Here is an 18,641-nt window from a genome sequence, read left to right on the forward strand (position 1 = left end):
AGGAGAATATTCAGATGGGACATGAAGATTTACGCATCACACGAACGAAACAATTGATTAAAAGCGCCTTCCTCGAATTGATTGACGAGCATGGGTTCGAAGCGGTCACCGTGAAAGCGATCACCGAACGGGCCGGTATCAACCGAGGCACGTTCTACAGTCACTATGTGGATAAGTTCGACTTGATGGAGAAGTCGATTGAAGCGATTTTCCATGAGGCCGAACTTAAACTCGTCAAAAACCTCCCTCACGTCTTCGGTGAAGAGCGCGGCGAATCATCCTATCAACTGCTCGTCCCGTTCATCCGTTTCATCGAAGACAATAAAATCTTGATGAAACCGCTCCTCAGACCGAACGGGGACCCGCAGTTCCAGGCCCGGCTCCGGTCGTACATGCATGCGGCGCTGTTCCATCGTTCCCCGACGGTCTTGTTCGACGAGACGAAGGCGCTCGTGCCGGCCGATTATTTAGTGTCTTACATCTCGTCGGCCCATATGGGTGTCATTTACGAATGGCTCTATAGCGACCGTCCCGACACGGCCGAGGACATTGCCCGCATCATCTATACTATCACGTTCGAAGGGCCGCTCGTCGCGGGTGGTCTCCGTGCACATTGAAACTTTTACCGTTCCCTCCTGTACGTTAATATTTGGATAAAATACTTCTCAAATGGGTATGTATACGGAGAAGAATGTCTTTGGTTCATAAAAATTAACTGGCGAAAGAAGGGCGGCTCGTCTATGCAAAACGTGAACAAGTCTGTGATTGTGATCGGTGGAGGTCTCGGAGGGATATCAGCGGCCATCTCGCTCGCTCAAAAAGGGTATGATGTCTCCTTGTACGAAAAGAACGACCACATCGGCGGGAAAGTGAATCGGCTTGAACAGGACGGGTTCGGCTTCGATCTCGGCCCCTCAATTTTAACGATGCCGCAGATTTTTGAGAAACTGTTCGCAGGTAGCGGTAAGCGGATGGAAGACTATGTGCCAACCAAGCGGCTCGACCTCGAGTGGCGCTCGTTCTTCCCGGACGGAACGGTGCTCGATTTGTATCACGACTTGGATATAATGGAGCGCGCTAACCCGACGCTGTCGCGGAAAGACATGCGTGAGTATCGCGAACTGTTGAAATATGCCGAGCGCATCTATAAAACGACAGAGAAGAGTTATTTGAAGGAAGGGTTCGAGTCTCCGCGCGAAGCGGTGGCACAGACCGGACTCTTCTCGACGTTGTTCGGCTTCGATTTGACGTCGACGATGTACGACGGGATTGCCAAACGAATCAGCAACCCGCATTTGCGGACGATGCTGTCGTATTACGTGAAATATGTCGGCTCATCCCCGTACAGCGCACCGGCCGTCCTCAACATGATGATTTACATGCAGCACGCGCAAGGCTGCTGGTACGTCGAAGGCGGGACGCATAAACTGGCGGAAGGATTGACGAAACTCGCTGAAGAGATTGGTGTGAAGCTCCATACCGGGCAGGGCGTCGTCCGGGCCCATACGTTGAACGGTCAACTGACGGCCATCGAGCTCGAGGATGGACGGCTTCGTTCAGCTGACTATTTCGTCTCCAACATGGAAGTCATCCCGTTCTATCAAAAGATGGTCGAGGCGGATGAACAATTCGTCGACAAGCTCGTCGAAAAGTATGAACCGGCCAGCTCCGGCTTCGTGCTCCACCTCGGGGTGAACAAAGAGTACCCGGCCCTCGGCCACCACAACTTCTTCTTCTCGGAGAACTTGCATGAACAGATGGACAAGATTTTCGAGCAGCACGAGTTGCCGGACGACCCGACGATTTACTTGGTGAACGTCAATAAGACCGATCCGACCCAGGCACCGGCCGGGCACGAGAACATCAAAATTTTGCCGCACATCCCGTACATCCAAGACAACCCGTTCACGCCAGAGGATTACGCCGCCTTTGAAGAGCGTGTCCTCGATAAGCTCGAGCGGATGGGCTTGGACGGGTTGCGCGAACACACAGTGACGCGCGACGTCTGGACGCCGCATGATATCGAGCGGACGTACGGCTCGGATCGGGGCGCGATTTATGGGACCGTCGCCGATAAGAAGCAGAACGGCGGCTTCAAGCATAAGAAGCAGAGCGAATTGTACGACAACCTCTACTTCGTCGGCGGCACGGTCAATCCTGGCGGCGGCATGCCGATGGTGACACTGAGCGGCCAGCAAGTGAGTGATAAGATTGCGAAACGTGACAAAGTGAAATGATTTTCTTCAATCCCTCATTCGATGTGAGGGATTATTTTTTTGAAACTTTTTCCAATCATCTTCCGTATATTGTGCTACGATACAACAATCAAACCAAGCGGAGGAACAGGATGCATCAAATCACAAGTTATTTCTTTATGTATGCCAAAGTTGTCGTCACCGATAAAATTCCATTCATCTGGACGCTCGGGATCCCACTCATTATCGCCTTGACGCAGTCGTTTTCAGATATCCGCCAAGCGACGACAGCGGAATACTACCCAGGGCTCTCTTATTTCTGGGTGTATATTATTCTTGCTACATATGTGAACGGTGTCGGTATAGAACTCGCTCGAATGCGCGAATATGGACTGATGAAAACGTACGTGATGATTTCCGGGAACAAACTGACGTATGTCATCGCCGTCATCTTAGCACAGCTATTATTCGCCTCCATCAGTCTGCTTTTATTCACAACGGTCGTCACACTCGTACACGGGTTCTTCTCGTTCAAGTTGATTGCAACGTCTCTACTCGTATTGATCGGGAGTATCCCGTTCGCGGTTGCTAGTGTCGCCATCACGGCACTTCCAGTGAAAGTATCGAGTCTCGGGACGTTCGCGAACATTCTGATGTTTCCGCTCTTTTTATTGGCAATCAACTCACCTGATCAATGGTTCAGCTTCCTCAACCCGTTCTACGCGCTCCATGAATTCGCGCTCGGATTGCTGCACCTGACTACTCAAGTCGAACTCTCGTTTGGAGTATGGGCGACATTCCTTTCCGTACTCGGTTACTTCATCATCGGTGCGATTGCGTTGAAACGCTTCAGTCTCGTCTCACTCATCACACGCTAGGAGGTTCTTATGCACGTACACCAACTTACTTATCACTATCCGAAAGCGACGCGTCCTGTGCTCGACGGTGTCTCGTTCACACTGCAACCGAATAAGCTGAATGTCTTGATCGGACAAAACGGTGCCGGGAAGACGACACTCTTTGATTGTATGACCGGGACACTTTCAGTCGACAAAGAATCACTCGAACTCGTCCCGACGGCGGACATGTTGTATTTGACACAACTCATGTATAACCATCATGAGTTGACCGGAAAAGACCTCGCCTACTTTATCGGACGGTTATCCAAACGTCCCGATTTCAAAAAACTCGAGTCGTATGTGAACGGACTCTCGACCGCTCGAGAGCAAGAGCTGTTCGAACACTTATGGAAGATGAAACTCGGGAAAATGTCTGTTGGGGAGCGGAAATGGTTGTTCGTGACGTTGCTCGCCTCGGTCAAGCGCTCCCTCTATCTGTTCGATGAACCGACGAGCGGGGTCGACCCGGCATCACGGATCCACATCATGCGGCGGTTGCACCGTCTCGTCCAAGACGGACGGACGTGCCTCATCTCGACGCATCAACTACACGACCTTTCGCAATTTGACGCACATGTCATCTTCCTCCACGCGGGACGTGTGTTATACGAAGGTGACTTCCAAGACTGGTTGCGCGCCTCAGGGACGACCGACCCGGACGAGGCGTTCGTCGCGATGGTCGAAGGAACGACGAATGATGTGGCGGTGACACGATGACCGATTCATTTTGGGAACGACACCGCTTCAAGTTCTATACGATTGGTATGGTCATCTGCGGTATATTGGTAGGTATGTTTTCATAAAAAGAAGCATCTGACATGACGTCAGATGCTTCTTTTAGTTGCCTGAACTCGATTTTCCGACAATCAGCTTCAATACAACAATGATTCCGCCTAGCATGACAGCAAAGGTACCAAGTGACCAGAGCATGTCCAACACTCGTAGATCCATCGTATTCGTCCTCTCCTTTTAAAAATTATTTAGATTCAAGATTTCATTCACATCTTCGGTGTATATCGAATCGATTTCAAATACGTCGGTCCCTTCCATCCCACGAGTGAAGAGTATCTTGTCATCATCTAGAACCCAAACGTTCACCATTGCCTCCATCGTCGACTCAGACCGATTGTTCACTGTGATAACGTAGTCGGGCAAACCTGTAACTTTCGCTTCAGACAAAGGACTCGTCTCAATCAACTCGAGAAATCGCCCAATTTCCGCCTCGTCCGTGAGCGTATCGCCAGAATAAACGATTGTGCTTTCATCTGCATACGTCCCGACGACAAGTTCACGACCGTTTTCATTACATGCATTTAAAAATAGTAGCCCGACAATTAAAAAGAAGACTAGTCTTCGTCTCATCCATCCGCACTTCCCTTTGGTTTACTTGAACCGATCTTTAGATGCGTCGCGATGCGCCATCCGCAGCTCATGATTCGTCACGTGCTCCGGGTCAATCAGCTCGATTTTCCGGTTCACCCACACCGATAAGAAGATGAATGGGATGAATAAAGCGAGCAACATGATTGCGAAGAGGACGAGTGACCCTTCAATCGCCCAAGCGATGGCGATAAAAACGCCAAGCAAGATGACGTTCGCGAGCACAATCCCGAACTCGAGTCGCACGAATTTTTGATAACGCGCGTCGTCATTGAATGTGAGCAGCAACTTCATCCGATGCCATGCCCGATAGAGACTTGGCAGCTGCGTCGCCATGATGATGATGGCGAACGTCGCGAGGGTGATGTCTTGGGTGAAGATGAAATAAAAGGCGATTCCTAAAATTGCGAACGTGAGCAAGAGCGCCGTCCGGTTCACCTTTCGGTCGTTCTCGACCATTTGTTTCAGCCGTTCATTTTTATTAACCATAGTTAGGTACTCCCATCATGATGACTTTCGTTTTTCGCGCTCGAGTTGCGCCTTGCCGAGCTCCGTCGCGGTCACATGCTCCGGGTCAATCATTTTCAACTCACGGTCGATGCGAATCCCAAGCGCCAAGAACGTGATCAGACCGACGATAACGACGATGACGAGCGTGAGTAGCGTGATCCACCCGAGCATCGAGCTAGCAATCAACAATAAAAGAAACACGATGTTCCCGACGGCCAAGCCGAACTCGGACCGGACTTTCTGTTGGTAGCGAGCGTCGTCGTTGAAGGTGAGCAGCAACTTCATCCGATGCCACCCTTTATACAGCACGGGCAGCTGTCCGACCAAGATGATCGGCAACAGTAAGAGGACGTCCGTCGCCCAAAAATAGATGATGAACAGTGCGATGATTCCTATCGTCGGGTACAGCATTTGTTTTTGTCGCTTTCGATCGTTCTCCATCATGCGTTCAAGTCTTATGTTATGGTCAACCATCCAATCCCCCTAATCAAATCTCGTTACCTTCTTTTACGAAGGAAGAAGGTAACAGGTTTCACATTTTGTCCCACCCTCTCTTCAACCGTTCTCGTTTCGTAAATCCAATCAAGCTATCTGTGACATGCTCGTGATCGATCCGAAGCAAGCGGGTATCGAGCCATGTCTCAACCACCAACATGCCTGCAATCAACATCGCTGACAGTCCACTGAATACCGGCAATGCGAAGTATCCTGATACATACCCGCCCATCAAACCGAGCATGACCCATAACATCGCAATCGCGATGACGCCTTTCGCCCGAATCAATCGTTGGTAGGAGCGATTTTCATTGAACGTCACGGATACGCGCGTCTTCTGCCACGCTACGTGACTGAGCGGGACAGCCGTCATCATCAAAAAGACGAACATCGCAAGCACTGGCAATGATGCATTGGTATAAATCCACCACCCCAGTCCTAGCCCTGCCGCGGCGGCCCACAACAATTTAAATGCACCTTTTTTTGGGAAGCATATATAATTGCTCGATTCGTTCTTCTCGTGTCACCATAATCTGTTCCTCCTTGAAACCAATTCGGACCGTTCACCGTATATACGAATAGCATACCAATAATTAGGAGGTATTTCGATGGATATTCTGATTTTAGCCATCCTACTCGGCATCGTCGGCTTCATTGTGACTCGTTCCTATACCATCTATCCGTCATCGTTCGGAGACCGTTCACCCGTCCAACCACGCGCCTCGATCACGACAAAATGCCCGCATTGCCAAACCGTCGTCAAACGGCAGGAACACGGGCAGACTTGTTCAACTTGTCGGAAATCGTTTTAGACGACTTGCTTTGCTTTTTGGTGGACCGTCTCTTTTTTCCCACTCAACTGGAACAACAGCACCCCGCCGACAATCAACACGATGCCAAGCGCTGTCTTCCACGTGAACGGGATGGCTTCGAGCCCGAACCAGCCGAGCGTATCCCAGAGGAGCGCGAATAGAATTTGCGACACCATGACGATCGAGATGGCATGGCTCGGTCCGAGCTGTTGGACGCCTTGCGTCACGCTCATGACGACGCCGACCCCGATGATGCCGCTGAACCAATACCACGTCTCCATCCCCGTGACGGCGAACAGACCCGCTCCTTCACTGATCAATCCGACGAACAGTGACGCCAGGAAGCCGAGGGCGAGCACGAGCGTCGTCGTCGCCCACACCCCGACCCGTTCTTTCACTTTGGCGTTAAACGTATTCTGCACACAGACGAGCATGCCGCCCATAACCGCGAGCATCATTCCAAGTGCCATGACGTGTCCTCCTCATTCATAAATACTCTCCCCGGTGACGGCAATCAATCCGGCGCGATCAACGATGGCAATCGACCGACGATCCCGTTCAATCAATCCCTGTTCGACGAACCGCTTAAGTGTCCGGTTAACGTGGCGATAGCTCGTCCCAATCAAGTCGGCGATGTCGGTCAACTCATCTACGGTCGACCCGAGTCTCGTCTCTTCCGGTGTCATCGACAACAGATAGCTCGCGAGCCGCACATCGACCGGATAAAACAAGTTGAAACTCATCGACTGCGACTTCCTCTCAAACTTCTTCGTGATTCCTTCCAGCAAATAGTGGAGCCACGTGACGTCTTCCTTGGCATGACGCGCGAGATCGTCGAAGCGGACGACGATCATCTCGACCGGCGTGACCGCCTCGACCGTGTTCAAGAACGGTGTACGTCGGACGTACTCGATGTCGCCAATCAAATCGAGCGGATATTTGAACGACAAGACGAGCCGTTTCCCGGCCGCTGACGTGTGGGCCACCCGAATCTTTCCACTGACGAGAAAGTGGAGCTGCTCGGCCTTAGCGCCTTGGATGCAAATCGCCTCACCTGTCGCGTAACGGACGAGCTTAAGTTGCGGTCGAACGGCTAATGGGAGCACCTCATCCAACCCATACCGCTTCATATAACGGTCAATCTGTTCCATCGCACGTCATCCTTTCAATACGAGAATCCCGACAATCATCATGACGACCCCGAGCAGTTGCGTCCGATTCAAGTCACGGCGCAACATCCCGAACCAGCCGCGCCAGTCAATGACGAGCGCAAGGGCGAGTTGGGCGATTAAAAATAATGAGATGGTGAGCGTGACGCCGAGCTCATGCACGGCCGTCATATTGCTGAACAAGATGAACGCAGCGAACGCTCCCCCTGACAAATAGAGCGGCTCGACGCGGTGCATCTGTGTATACGTTTTGTCGCGAACGACGAGCATGATGACGAGCGCAACGAGAAATCCTGTCAATTGCGTCAACGTCGCGGCTTGCCACGTCCCGATACTTGAACTGATGCGAGCGTTGGCGACACTCTGAAGCGTCAAAAAGAAGCCGCCGCTGATGGCGAACAGTACTCCGCGCATGTTGTCTTCCTCCCTTACGATAAACGAATCAGCATGATCCCGATGACCATGACGAGTAAACTGACGAGTTGAATCCCAGTGACCGAGTTCTTGGCGGCACCGAACCAACCGAAACGGTCGATGAGCAAACTCCCGCACAGCAAGCCGACAATGACGATGACGACGGCGATGCCGGTCCCTACCATCGGTACGATCAAGACGTTCCCGCCGATGAACAGTGCCCCGATGATACCACCGAGCCAAATCCACCACGGCTGACCGCGTAGTCCACGCCATTCAACGCTCGGCCGCAAGACGAGCAAGATGAGCAGTAACGTAACCGTCCCGACGACGAACGAGACGAGCGCCCCTTTCAAAGCTGATTCGAGCACCGTTCCTAAATAACCGTTGATGGCCGTCTGTGTCGCGCTCATCATCCCGGTCCCGATTCCGACGAGGCGCCAGACGTTCAAATTGCCGGTTCCCCTCTGCGATGTGGCGACGAGTTTACCGCGGCGACGGTTAATCCAGTCCGTGAGCGCGACCGTGCCAACGACGCCGAGCAAGACGAGCAGTGCCCCGAACACGCGCCACGGTGTGAGGACGTTGACGGTTGAATTGAACCAACCGAAGTGGTCAATCAAGAGCCCCATCAATATCTGTCCGAAAATCGGCATGATGACGGTCTGGACACTACCGAGCCTCGGGAACAGCAAAATGTTCCCCGTTAAAAAGATGACCCCCAACAAACCACCCGACCACATCCAAAGCGGTTCTCCTTGGAAAATGGATGATTCGATCCCGAATGACTGCCCGGTGAGCAGTAACGTGAGTGTTAAAAACGTCGTCCCAATCGCGAATGACAGGAACGACGCGACAAACGGTGACCCGACGATGGTGCGCAGACGTGAGTTCACGCTCGTCTGCATCGGTAACAAAATCCCGATGACGAGTCCAATTACAATGGCTAACATAGTCTCTTCCTCGATTCTCTCTATATACTGTTGTACGTGTTAAGCTTACTCCCCACACACTTTAGCATAAAGGACCGATGTCCTGAAATGTGAAAAAAGACGAGTTCCGACTATCAGGAACTCGTCTTTTGGTGTGTATGCCGCTCAGTTTTCGCTTCGTTGAATATCCGATTCGTGACGTGGTGTGTATCAAACGTCAGCACCACTCGGTTGACCATGTATGGGAACAGCAAACCGCCGATCATGCCACCCGACAAGATGGTCACTAGTGTCCAAATGTTAATGACGCCAGTATGATAACAAGCTAGCGCACAGAGAACAATGAGAAATGCGAACCACTGCACGGCATAATCTGCATACACCCAGCGCCGATACCGAGACTCGGGATTGAAACTGAGCAACAGTTTCGTCTTCCTCCATTCGACGCACAGTTGCGGCAAGTACAGCGCGAACACGATCAATGGTAAGTAAATCGATGTCTGATAAGAGATGAACGCGACGACGATGAGGTTGAAGAAGAGGCCCCAGTAGCGCCAGTGCCACGTCGCATCGTCGTGTGCGAGCAATAAATCAATCCGTTCTTGTTTCGTCAACATCTTCATAGCAATCCCCTCGCCGTTGCCAATTCAGAGCGGACCGGTTGAGCTGCATCTGCGCTTTGAACAGTTTCATTGAAGCGTTTATACAGAAGCGGCAACAGGAAGGCAATCCCAATGACGAGAACCCACGTCCACCAAGGGGCCACCAGTTTATAACTCGCCACGCTACCGACGATGAAGACGTACCATCCGCTTAAAATCCGGTAGACATTCCGCGTCGCCATTCGTGCTCCGCTTTGATCGGATAGACGAGCAAACGTCTCCCCTTCTTTCAGCAAATACACGATTGAACCGCTGGCGAACAAACCCATCAACCCTAAGCCGACCCACCAAATATGATCCGCGAGCAACGTGACAAACAATAGTCCAGGGACAGGAGCGAACATCACGTCTCGTCGCCGCTTCCATTGCTCACGGTATCGGTTCATTTCGTCAATCCGTTGTTGTTTCGTCATACGATTCCATTCCTTTTCTAATCATTGATTCCGTCAAGACGACGTTTTAACTTCTCGCGATTGGCTTTGGCCAGCATGTTCGACGTGACGTGTTCCGGGTCGAGTTTGAGCAGTTTTCGATCGATCCACAGTGGTAATAAGACAGAAGGTGGTGCCCCGATGACCACCGCCCACATCAACACGTCCGGATGGATCTGTCCCGTTAAAAACAGTGCGATCAGACCGAACAATAAGATGAACGTGAAAACGAGTAAAGAAAACTGTAGCTTAATGAGACGGCGATACGTCCAGTCATCATTAAACCGAAGATAGAGGACGGTTTGTTTCCATTCGAAAAACAACGTCGGGATGAGACTGACCACCGCAATCACGCCAGAATAAGTCGTCTGCATCATGAAATAGAGCGCGCTCACAAAGATGACGACACTGCTTCCAATCATAAAACGACGATATGTCGTGTTGATTTGTAACAACGCTTCAGTCCGGGCTTCCCTGTTCATCGAGTACCTCCTCAGTCTCTGACGTTGTCGAGTCGAATCTCACGCAGCATCGGATGCTCCGGGTCGATGTCACTCAATCGCTCGTCTTGTTTTCGAATCAAACGGTAGCCACCGTATAGTACACCAACTGCCACAGCTAATATCCAGGCGTACATCCAACCGAGGTTTAGCGTCAGCGCAAACGATAAAATGAATACAACGAACAGCGCAAAGACAAATCCGTTCCGACGGGCGATGATGATTTTGGCATCTTCTCGCTCGGTCAACTCGGTCTCGACTCGGTTCGCCTTGAAGAAGATTCCTCCCAGCAGCAAGAGACAGACGAGTACGCCGGCCACGTACCAACCGTTCCATGAATCCGACTGAATCAATCCGACGAGACAAAACACCATCGGAAACGTGAGCAGACTTTGAAGAACGGCCGTCTTTATATTGGTTTTATAAATCAGATTGATACGTTCTTGTTTGGTCATCGAATCCCCCCTTAAAAGCTTTCTCGTTTGACGTCGCGACGCCTCGGTTGTTGGGGATCGATCCGTTTTACTTTCTCATCAAGCAGGCGTTCGACAATTACCAGTGCCAACGCTGTAAGGGAGAAGATGAAGAATGGGACCCAACTGATTGTTTCGAGCTTCAAGAGCAACGGGAAAAACAAACAGCTGAAGACAACCATCATGTAGTCGAACACATATTGAATGTGGATGACCCGCTTCGCTCGAATGTGGTCTGTGAAACTGCTCATGAATCGACTTTCCCGCCCAATCATCACGCCGTACGCCAACAGCGACACGACCATCAAACTTCCGTACATGAGCGATCGTGTCTCAGTTTGCAGATAGAAGAAAAGCAATACCCCAACCGGAATCGCAAAACCGAGTCGTACGAGAAGCCATTTCCGGTTTGCGGTAACCATTTGCTTCAAACGCTGATGTTTATTCATAAGCTACTCCTTTAATTGTGATGGACTCACACGCTAACCTCGTGTCTTTTCAACCTCATCATGTGAATCTCGTACGTTGAATCTCGCGACGAGTCGGTTGTTCTGTATCCATCCAGCTCAACTGTTGATCGAGTTTATGCTGCGTAAACCAGATTAATGCGCTGCCACTGACGAATAGAAGGAAAGGAATCAAGTTGGTCAGGATATTCAGTCGCATCATCATCGGAAAAATCACGGCCATCATGACGACGAACAAGTAATCGAGTTGATATTGGATACCGATCACCTTCTTCGCTTGATCATGCGCCGTTAATGCTTTGACGAAGCGCGCTTCCCTCATAAACAAAACACTTGCCGCACTGGTCAACGATAGAAGGAACGCTGCCATAATCATCGGTGAGCCTTGCGACTGTAAAAAGTAATAAACGAGCACACCGGTCGGAAGGGCGAAGGCGAGCCGTAACAACATCCACTGTACATTCATTTGTTTCACGCTATGTAATCGTTCTTGTTTACTCATCTCATTCACCTCTTAACTAACTATACGGTTTTCAACGAAAAAAGTTCCGTTTTTTTACAATTGTTTTGTAGTAGCCGACTCGCTTGACGAACCAGTCACTTCGCTTTATAGTTTAGTTAACTTAACTATATTAAAAGGCAGAAAGACTGAGGTTTTCTTTATGAATTTGCTACAAAATCCACGCTTCGTATTCACGTGGTTATCCGGCATGACGCTCACGCTTGGCTTTTCGATTTTCTTCTTGAGCGTATCCTGGCTCACGATTGATGTGCTGAAGCAACCCGCCCTACTCGGGATTATCATGACCGCCGTCTCATTGCCGCGTGTCGTGATGATGATATTCGGCGGTGTGTTCGCCGACCGGTTCCAAAAGAGTCGGCTCTTATTTTTGACGAACCTCGGGCAAGGTCTTCTCATGGTCGCGGTCGTGGCTCTCCATCTCGCGGACGCATATTCAGTGTTCGCCTTGATTATGATCTCCATCGTGTTCGGACTACTTGACGGCATGTCCTATCCGGCGTTGTCTTCTTTGATCCCGTCGCTCGTCAAACAAGAAGAGTTGCAGCGTGCCAATTCGCTCTTCCAAGGGACGCTCGAGCTCATGTTCGTGTTCGGCCCGTTCCTCGCCGGTGCCTTACTCACATGGGGCGGCTTCGGGCTCAGCTTTGGGACGGCGGCCGTCTTGATTTTCATCGCAGCTATCTTGATTATGCCGCGCTTGATTCGTGACTCAATCCCTCTCGCCCGTGCCATGTCGCTCGGTCATGTCATCTTTGACTTGAAAGAGGGCATCCGTTACGTCTCGAGCACACCGATTTTACGGAGTGGAACGCTGTCGATCGCCATCGTCAACTTGTTCGTCATGGGACCGCTCATCATGAGCATCCCGATTCTCGTCGGTGAACGGGGCGGCAATGCGTTTGACTTGAGCCTGATTGAAGGTGGGCTTGCTGTCGGGACGTTCGCCGCAAGTTTTCTCGTCCTGTTGTTCCGCTCGGTCCACCGTGGACGCTTCGTCTTCCGCGTCCTGTTTTTGACGCTTGGGGCCTTCTTCCTCTATACGCAGGCGCAATCCATCACGCTTCTCGCTTTGGCTGCGGCCGCGAGCGGATTCATGTTGATGCTCGTCTACTTGCCGACGGTCACACTCATGCAAGAACATAGCGACCACGACAAAATCGGACGCGTCATGAGCATCATGGCGCTCGCCGCATCGGGACTAGAACCGATTGCGTTCGCTGTCCTGTCGATTTTGGTCGCCCTGGCCGTACCAATTCAAACGTTGCTCATCTCATTTGGTATAATCGGATTAGTATGCAGTATCGTGTTATACGTGCGGAGCCAGACGTTCCGTGACACGCGATGAAAGGAGAACGACGATTGAATGATACACGCAAACAGCAAGTCATCGAGATGTACCGTCAAATTGACGAGCTCGACTTGTTGTTCACCAAATATTTTACCGAGTTGAACGAATTCGAACTCAGTTACCAGCAAGAACAGATGTTACTTCTGTTCAAACGACAAGACACATGGACGACGACCGAGATTGCGACGAAGATGAATATCTCGAAAAGTGCGGTCAGCCAAGTGCTCAAAGTGCTCGAACAACGTGAGTTCGTCCAAAAAGAGAAGAACCCGGACAACTTACGTGAGAGTTTCATCCGTCTCGGCCCAATCGGTATGGCATATTCGAAACAAATCGATGCGATTGAAGAACGGCTCGCCGAAGAGATGTTCTCCGTGCTCGAAGATGATGAGATGACGATGATCAATCGTTCGCTCGCGCTGATGATTAAAAAGTTCAAATGAAAAATGCGTATCGTCCCTGACTCGGGAGGATACGCATTTTTGGTTAGAGTTGATTGACGACACGTTCCGCTGCCCGGAGCGCGCCTTCGATATGACCGCCGAACAAGGAGTCCGTCTCCGTCCCAGCGAGTGATAGCATTCCTTCCCAAGCTGAATCGAGCGCGATCGGCTGATATACAGGGAAGTCGGTCAACGGCTCCCCGTCTTGGACTGTGGCCGTATGCCGGTCGCTCGACCAATCGACGTATAAGACGTCACGCGGTTGGCGCGCCTCTTCCCCGAACAGTCGCACGAGTTGATCGATGACGCGACGATTCAGCTCGTCCCGGTCGAGTACCGAGCGTTCGGCAGCAGATAACCGGAAGAAGCCGAATAACGCGGCCAATCCGCCCGGTTGTGAGGCGTCATGAATCTCCTGCAACACCCCGGCCCAGCTCATGCCTTGACCAGATTGACCACTGTCTCGCCAAAACGGGCGGTCATACACGGCGAGTACTTTCGCCTGTCCAGCCATCCAGGTCGGAGTGTTTGCCAGCTTCGACTTCGTCGTTTCAGACAGTTCCGGTTGGAAGCTGATACGTGAGACGAGTCGTGGCGTGATGGCCATAATGACGTGTGTGAAAGCTTGGGACCATCCTGTTTCGAGTTCAATCGTTACCTCATCTTCGGTCTGTTTGATCGAGGTGACCGTCGACTCGAGTTGAATTGTCCCTGCCGGTAGTGTCGAAGCGAGCGCCGTCGTCAAGCTGGCCATGCCCCCGACGAGTCGCATCGATGGAACAATATGACCTGGCGGGAGCGTATGGCGTTCGATGACACCGAACTGGCGCTCGAGCATCAAATCCCCGGTCGTGTGTTGAGAGAACGTCGGGAGACCGAGTCGTTCGATCAGTTGCGTGATTGTCGTCTCCGTCTCTGGCCAATACCAGGTCGGACCGAGGTCGAACCCGTCATGGCTCAACACCCGTCCCCCGATACGGTCACGCGCCTCGAACACGGTGACGTCATAGCCTTTCTCAGTGAGGAGCGACGCGGCATATAAGCCGCTCACGCCCGCCCCGATGATGGCGATTGATTTGGTCATATACATACTCCTTCTCTATACGTGGTGCTCCCATTATACTGAAAAAGACGAATATACATAATTTGGGCGCACCGCTCAGGAAAGGGCGTTACGACGTGAAGCGTTTCTTCTATTACATCTTATTTCCTTACATCTTGTTGATGCGAGGATTATATCGATTTATCAAAACGGAAAGTACAATGTCTTATGCATTCATGCTGATCTTTGTCCCCGTCCATGTCCTCATCATCGGATATGGCCTCCAAGTGTCGCTCTTACTAGAAACCGTTTTTAGAATTTATCTTTTGGCAGGATTGTTCACCCCAGTGTATTACTTCGCATCCGATGTCAGACGCAAACGCACTAAACCTGGCTACATCCCACACAATGAGCGGTGACGTTTTTAGAAAGGACTTACCACCATGCCTTATACAGTCAAGACGCTACTTTATCCGTTCCTTGTAGGCATTCGCCTGTTTTCTCGATTTCGAAGAGGTAAAACATTCATGTATTTTCTTACCTTGCTATGTATGTTCCTATTCGAGGGATTATTGTTTTTTGAAATCATCTATATTCCCAGTTTGCTCAAGTTATTGATTCAACTATATGTTTTGGTAGGAATGCTTTATGTCGATTGTCACTTTGATGATTTAGACCGTAAGGAGTCACTTTGATCGATGACTGTCATCGTGGAAGGAACAACGATCCATACTGCTAAATCAACTTACCCAACCAGTCATCTTGCACTTCTTCTGACTCCATGCCTCGCTCTAAGTCATCTATGATTTCACTGTTTGGAAAATAGAGGCGCAATACAAACAGACTGTCTGTAATCGTCGATACAAAACTTTGATCTTCGACGTTGATAGTCAAATACGCGCCTCGAATCATCCGTTTGACGAGTGACCGTTTTTCGTTTCCCGTCATACGTCTTGCCTTCAATTTCACTTGCGCTTCTCGTAACTGATCGAACAAATCTCGATTCAACGCTCGGCTGATGCGCTCGTCCGGTTTCATGTACGGAAAACGATGAGACAAGTCAGTCCCGTCAACACATGCACACATGTGACGTAACCAAAAGCCCCATTCAACGTGATTAGTGGGCTCAAGCACTGTATCCAACAGCCCGATGTCATAATCAATTTTGATTACTTCCGGATGTTCCTGCAACAGAAGCATAGTCCGTCGCTTTAATACGTCAACGTCCACTTCCCGTTTGACGATGACCGTCACGTCTAAATCGGACCGTCCGGCCACAGCAGTCCCACGACCGACGCTACCGTATACATATACGCTATGTAGCGCTTCTGCGAATTCTTCTCGCAACAACTGAATCACTGCATCGAGCACTGGCCGAAACATCGGTTGAATCCGTGTCACGTCTGTTTGATTGATGACGTAACCCGCCTCGTCTGTACCTAGTCGCGTTGGTCGCTCCATCACACACCCTCCTCAATAAACGTCGTCACGTCGAGCACTTGCTCGAGATCAACCCGATCGACGAGATAGTGATATTTCGTGTTCGTCTCTGGGTACTCCTCGACAATCGATTCGCACCAGTCGCGGTCGAACATTTTCTCCCACGATTGTTTCAACTCTTCTTCGCTTTCGGCTTCCCGATCTTCAAACGAGAGAAAATACCGATTCAACGCGAACGTCCAGTAACCGGCCTCGACTGCGAGCACATGTGCGTCCGGCAGCTCAACGGTCAGCACGACGCCCGGTTCTCCAGGTTCCAAGTAGCCACCCCGTGCGACGTCTGGCCTTGTTTTGCTCAACCAAACTGGATAGTTTCCACGAAGCGAAATTTTCGTCCGTTGCTCATATTGTCCCGCGAGCCAGTCGTAAGCAGGGCGATGATACGCGTAGTCCTCGTCTTGAAAAATTCCAAAGTTTGGGTCGCCAAACAAGTAGCCACATGCATTGGCGGCTTCCCAGGCGCCCGCATGTTGATATGTATAGTAAATGGCCATAGGTCCACCCCTTTTTAAGAAGATACTGTTAGCATAACTGACCTGCTGTTTCCTTATCCATCATGGGAATCGTTTGGGTTTGTCTGAATTTGGAAGTATACTAGCCGTATGGATTACATAAAGGAGGAAAAAGCATGAATGTTTTAATGACGTTACTATTTAGTTTATTGGCAATACTTGTCCCACTCGCGTTACTCATCGCGGTCATCGTGATGATTGTTCGATTTATCGGTCGCTACGAGAAGCGGGCGGACGCGCGACTCGAGTTGGATCGTCAAACCGCGGCTCATCAGCAACAACAGTTCGACGTCTTAGTGGAGCGCCTCGAGCGAATCGAAGAAAAAATAGAGACACGCCCTTAATGTCGACATCACTCACGATGTGGACGAACAACAGCTCAGTTATGAGTTGATCATCCATAACCCGCTCACCAATGCTTACAGTTTCGATATCATCGATGATTAAGTCGAAAGGAGTGGTTGAATGGATTGGAACACGATCATGTTGACTGCCTCATTGATTTTGAACGCCTTCTTGATCAATATCATTGCGCAACAAGCAAAGGACATGAGTGCATTGAAACGAAAACAACTCCATACCGAACCAATCGTTCAAGATGCTGAGTTTCATGCGTCGATTAAAGAAAAAATCGATACGATTGGCGTGATTCCGACCGTTAAATTCTTGCGTGAGACATATGACCTGTCGCTGCTTGAAGCGAAACAATTGGTCGATCGCGTAAACGAAAAGGAGTAGCGCGCGCTACTCCTTTTTGACTGCATTTATTTTAAAAAGAAACCGACTTTTCCACGTTCATAGGCTTTATGCGTCACGTGTTCTGGGTCGATGGTGGCAAGCTTTTGATCAATCTTAGAAGAGGCAATCCACGCAAATAGGTTGAACGCCACAACGAGAATCAAAATATTCGCTTGTTCCGGACGTAACAGCAACGTCACAATCAATATACAAAAGATCGCAATCACGGCCATCCCACTCCAATATTCATACCAGACGAGACGCCGATAGTCGGGAGCCTCGTTGAACGTGAGCAGCGTTTTCGTCCGCGCCCACACTTTGACGAACGAGACGACCGGAATAAACAAGACGAACCATGCCAGTTCAGCGATTCGACGCTCTCCTGTGAACCAAAAGATGACGCCAAGTAAGACGATGAACACTCCAAGAAGAAGTGCTTGGCGGGTGGAACGTTTCCCCGCCTCATATAAATGGTCAAACCGTTCGCGTTGGGTCATGAATCCTGTCTTCCCCTCTTCAACTGATTTCTTTAAAATGACAGTTTCCTTGCCACTGAAATGGAATCGACTTTTTCAAACCAAGTCGATAACCGAGACGCCACACAAATCCTCGAATCCGGTCCAACCAACTGTCACTCAAGTCTTGGAACGGCATGACAGCCCGGACGTGATGTAGCTCGATGCGATGAATCACATATTGATAAGTCGGTGCCGTTCCTGATTGAGCCGCCATCGACTCACACCACGCTCGGTCAAAGATTTTCTCCCAAGACTTTCGTGTATATGCCGGATCAATGTTTTCCCTGTGGTCAAATGCTTCGAGCGTATCGCAAAAAGTAGAGTGATACGGAACGAAGTCCCAAAATGAGATTTCCGAAGCCAATACTTGATCATCCGGTAATTCAACCGTCAACACCACACCTTTGTTTCCTTGTCCAATATGTCCACCGATACTTAAGTCAGGAAACTCGTCCCAACACCAGACCGGATAGTTCCCGTTCAGCGAAATCCCAATTCGCTGCTCATATTGTTCGACCATCCAGTCATAGGCCGGTTTAAAAAAATCGAATCCTTCGTCATTGAACAAGGCGTAGTGAGGATCACCTTGGAGATACCCTCGCTCCAATGCTACTTTCCAAGCGTCTTCATGCTGATACGTATAATAGATGCCCATATTCATTAACCCTCTCCAGACTT

The 18,641-nt window shown here is 50.3% G+C and carries 28 protein-coding genes; 9 read left to right on the forward strand and 19 right to left on the reverse strand.

From position 1 onward, the window contains the following. Positions 1–14 precede the first annotated feature (14 nt). The 4 genes from KNP86_RS12295 (at position 15) to KNP86_RS12310 (ending at position 3,811) form a co-directional block, all read left to right on the forward strand. Complete coding sequence (locus KNP86_RS12295) at positions 15–617, forward strand: TetR/AcrR family transcriptional regulator (RefSeq protein WP_214754591.1); 603 nt, start codon at positions 15–17, stop codon at positions 615–617. 123 nt (positions 618–740) lie between these two features. Continuing rightward, positions 741–2,237: a phytoene desaturase family protein gene (locus KNP86_RS12300; RefSeq protein WP_214754593.1), complete on the forward strand. Its 1,497-nt coding sequence runs from the start codon at positions 741–743 to the stop codon at positions 2,235–2,237. A gap of 110 nt (positions 2,238–2,347) precedes the next feature. Further along, on the forward strand, positions 2,348–3,073 hold the full coding sequence (locus KNP86_RS12305) for a hypothetical protein (RefSeq protein WP_034781519.1): 726 nt from the start codon (positions 2,348–2,350) through the stop codon (positions 3,071–3,073). Between the two features lie 9 nt (positions 3,074–3,082). After that, the gene (locus KNP86_RS12310) at positions 3,083–3,811 is read left to right on the forward strand and encodes an ATP-binding cassette domain-containing protein (protein WP_214754595.1); all 729 of its coding nucleotides are present in this window, start codon (positions 3,083–3,085) and stop codon (positions 3,809–3,811) included. Between the two features lie 252 nt (positions 3,812–4,063). Here KNP86_RS12310 and KNP86_RS12315 read toward each other — a convergent pair whose 3' ends face one another. Genes KNP86_RS12315 through KNP86_RS12330 form a run of 4 tightly spaced genes read right to left on the reverse strand, consistent with a single transcriptional unit; the run spans position 4,064 to position 5,945 of the window. Further along, positions 4,064–4,456 carry a hypothetical protein gene (locus tag KNP86_RS12315; protein ID WP_214754597.1) on the reverse strand — a complete coding sequence of 131 codons (393 nt, stop codon included), beginning with the start codon at positions 4,454–4,456 and terminating at the stop codon, positions 4,064–4,066. Positions 4,457–4,477: 21 nt separating this feature from the next. Next, positions 4,478–4,963: a hypothetical protein gene (locus KNP86_RS12320; protein ID WP_214754599.1), complete on the reverse strand. Its 486-nt coding sequence runs from the start codon at positions 4,961–4,963 to the stop codon at positions 4,478–4,480. A gap of 15 nt (positions 4,964–4,978) precedes the next feature. Beyond that, positions 4,979–5,458, reverse strand: a complete 480-nt coding sequence (locus KNP86_RS12325) for a hypothetical protein (protein ID WP_214754601.1) — start codon at positions 5,456–5,458, stop codon at positions 4,979–4,981. 58 nt (positions 5,459–5,516) lie between these two features. Beyond that, positions 5,517–5,945 (reverse strand): hypothetical protein, encoded by a 429-nt coding sequence (locus KNP86_RS12330; RefSeq protein WP_214754603.1) that lies wholly within the window; start codon positions 5,943–5,945, stop codon positions 5,517–5,519. 142 nt (positions 5,946–6,087) lie between these two features. On the opposite strand from KNP86_RS12330, the gene KNP86_RS12335 reads away from it, so the two are divergent. Further along, a complete protein-coding gene (locus KNP86_RS12335) occupies positions 6,088–6,291 on the forward strand; it encodes a hypothetical protein (protein WP_034781499.1) in 204 nt (67 codons plus the stop codon). On the opposite strand, the gene KNP86_RS12340 is transcribed toward KNP86_RS12335, so the two are convergent. The 10 genes from KNP86_RS12340 to KNP86_RS12385 all read right to left on the reverse strand — a co-directional run bounded on the left by KNP86_RS12340 (position 6,288) and on the right by KNP86_RS12385 (position 11,841). Further along, entirely contained in the window at positions 6,288–6,761 is a 474-nt protein-coding gene (locus KNP86_RS12340) for a DMT family transporter (protein ID WP_214754604.1), read from the reverse strand. The two genes, KNP86_RS12335 and KNP86_RS12340, sit on opposite strands and share 4 nt — an antisense overlap. 12 nt (positions 6,762–6,773) lie before the next feature. Beyond that, positions 6,774–7,442 (reverse strand): Crp/Fnr family transcriptional regulator, encoded by a 669-nt coding sequence (locus tag KNP86_RS12345; protein ID WP_214754606.1) that lies wholly within the window; start codon positions 7,440–7,442, stop codon positions 6,774–6,776. A gap of 6 nt (positions 7,443–7,448) precedes the next feature. Further along, positions 7,449–7,874, reverse strand: coding sequence for a DMT family transporter (locus tag KNP86_RS12350; RefSeq protein WP_214754608.1), 426 nt, complete (start codon positions 7,872–7,874; stop codon positions 7,449–7,451). A gap of 14 nt (positions 7,875–7,888) precedes the next feature. Next, positions 7,889–8,827 (reverse strand): DMT family transporter, encoded by a 939-nt coding sequence (locus KNP86_RS12355; RefSeq protein ID WP_214754610.1) that lies wholly within the window; start codon positions 8,825–8,827, stop codon positions 7,889–7,891. Positions 8,828–8,940: 113 nt separating this feature from the next. Continuing rightward, positions 8,941–9,429: a hypothetical protein gene (locus tag KNP86_RS12360; protein ID WP_214754612.1), complete on the reverse strand. Its 489-nt coding sequence runs from the start codon at positions 9,427–9,429 to the stop codon at positions 8,941–8,943. Beyond that, positions 9,426–9,881 carry a hypothetical protein gene (locus KNP86_RS12365; protein ID WP_214754614.1) on the reverse strand — a complete coding sequence of 152 codons (456 nt, stop codon included), beginning with the start codon at positions 9,879–9,881 and terminating at the stop codon, positions 9,426–9,428. The genes KNP86_RS12360 and KNP86_RS12365 overlap by 4 nt, the downstream gene beginning before the upstream one ends. A 17-nt stretch (positions 9,882–9,898) precedes the next feature. After that, positions 9,899–10,381, reverse strand: a complete 483-nt coding sequence (locus KNP86_RS12370; RefSeq protein WP_214754616.1) for a hypothetical protein — start codon at positions 10,379–10,381, stop codon at positions 9,899–9,901. Between the two features lie 11 nt (positions 10,382–10,392). Then, a complete protein-coding gene (locus KNP86_RS12375) occupies positions 10,393–10,854 on the reverse strand; it encodes a hypothetical protein (protein ID WP_214754618.1) in 462 nt (153 codons plus the stop codon). Between the two features lie 11 nt (positions 10,855–10,865). Next, on the reverse strand, positions 10,866–11,321 hold the full coding sequence (locus tag KNP86_RS12380) for a hypothetical protein (protein WP_214754620.1): 456 nt from the start codon (positions 11,319–11,321) through the stop codon (positions 10,866–10,868). A gap of 58 nt (positions 11,322–11,379) precedes the next feature. Beyond that, entirely contained in the window at positions 11,380–11,841 is a 462-nt protein-coding gene (locus KNP86_RS12385) for a hypothetical protein (protein ID WP_214754622.1), read from the reverse strand. 160 nt (positions 11,842–12,001) lie between these two features. Here KNP86_RS12385 and KNP86_RS12390 point away from each other — a divergent pair, with 160 nt between their 5' ends. Together KNP86_RS12390 and KNP86_RS12395 are read left to right on the forward strand one after the other, a co-directional pair. Beyond that, positions 12,002–13,207 (forward strand): MFS transporter, encoded by a 1,206-nt coding sequence (locus KNP86_RS12390; RefSeq protein WP_214754624.1) that lies wholly within the window; start codon positions 12,002–12,004, stop codon positions 13,205–13,207. 14 nt (positions 13,208–13,221) lie between these two features. Then, positions 13,222–13,653, forward strand: coding sequence for a MarR family winged helix-turn-helix transcriptional regulator (locus KNP86_RS12395; RefSeq protein ID WP_021065346.1), 432 nt, complete (start codon positions 13,222–13,224; stop codon positions 13,651–13,653). Positions 13,654–13,696: 43 nt separating this feature from the next. Here the strand turns inward: KNP86_RS12395 and KNP86_RS12400 are convergent, their stop codons facing one another. The 3 genes from KNP86_RS12400 to KNP86_RS12410 form a co-directional block, all read right to left on the reverse strand. After that, entirely contained in the window at positions 13,697–14,737 is a 1,041-nt protein-coding gene (locus tag KNP86_RS12400; RefSeq protein WP_214754626.1) for a flavin monoamine oxidase family protein, read from the reverse strand. Positions 14,738–15,430: 693 nt separating this feature from the next. Continuing rightward, positions 15,431–16,156 carry a nucleotidyltransferase domain-containing protein gene (locus KNP86_RS12405; RefSeq protein ID WP_214754628.1) on the reverse strand — a complete coding sequence of 242 codons (726 nt, stop codon included), beginning with the start codon at positions 16,154–16,156 and terminating at the stop codon, positions 15,431–15,433. Beyond that, the gene (locus KNP86_RS12410) at positions 16,156–16,689 is read right to left on the reverse strand and encodes a DUF3841 domain-containing protein (RefSeq protein WP_214754630.1); all 534 of its coding nucleotides are present in this window, start codon (positions 16,687–16,689) and stop codon (positions 16,156–16,158) included. The genes KNP86_RS12405 and KNP86_RS12410 overlap by 1 nt, the downstream gene beginning before the upstream one ends. 134 nt (positions 16,690–16,823) lie before the next feature. On the opposite strand from KNP86_RS12410, the gene KNP86_RS12415 reads away from it, so the two are divergent. Together KNP86_RS12415 and KNP86_RS12420 are read left to right on the forward strand one after the other, a co-directional pair. After that, complete coding sequence (locus tag KNP86_RS12415) at positions 16,824–17,051, forward strand: hypothetical protein (protein ID WP_214754632.1); 228 nt, start codon at positions 16,824–16,826, stop codon at positions 17,049–17,051. 121 nt (positions 17,052–17,172) lie between these two features. Next, positions 17,173–17,445: a hypothetical protein gene (locus KNP86_RS12420; protein WP_214754634.1), complete on the forward strand. Its 273-nt coding sequence runs from the start codon at positions 17,173–17,175 to the stop codon at positions 17,443–17,445. Positions 17,446–17,471: 26 nt separating this feature from the next. Here KNP86_RS12420 and KNP86_RS12425 read toward each other — a convergent pair whose 3' ends face one another. Together KNP86_RS12425 and KNP86_RS12430 are read right to left on the reverse strand one after the other, a co-directional pair. Continuing rightward, positions 17,472–17,942 carry a hypothetical protein gene (locus tag KNP86_RS12425; protein ID WP_214754636.1) on the reverse strand — a complete coding sequence of 157 codons (471 nt, stop codon included), beginning with the start codon at positions 17,940–17,942 and terminating at the stop codon, positions 17,472–17,474. A 19-nt stretch (positions 17,943–17,961) separates the two neighbouring features. Beyond that, positions 17,962–18,624, reverse strand: a complete 663-nt coding sequence (locus KNP86_RS12430; RefSeq protein WP_214754638.1) for a DUF3841 domain-containing protein — start codon at positions 18,622–18,624, stop codon at positions 17,962–17,964. Positions 18,625–18,641 lie beyond the last annotated feature (17 nt).

Origin of the sequence: Exiguobacterium sp. s16, from assembly GCF_018618115.1 — a bacterium.
Lineage (GTDB): Bacteria > Bacillota > Bacilli > Exiguobacteriales > Exiguobacteriaceae > Exiguobacterium > Exiguobacterium mexicanum_A.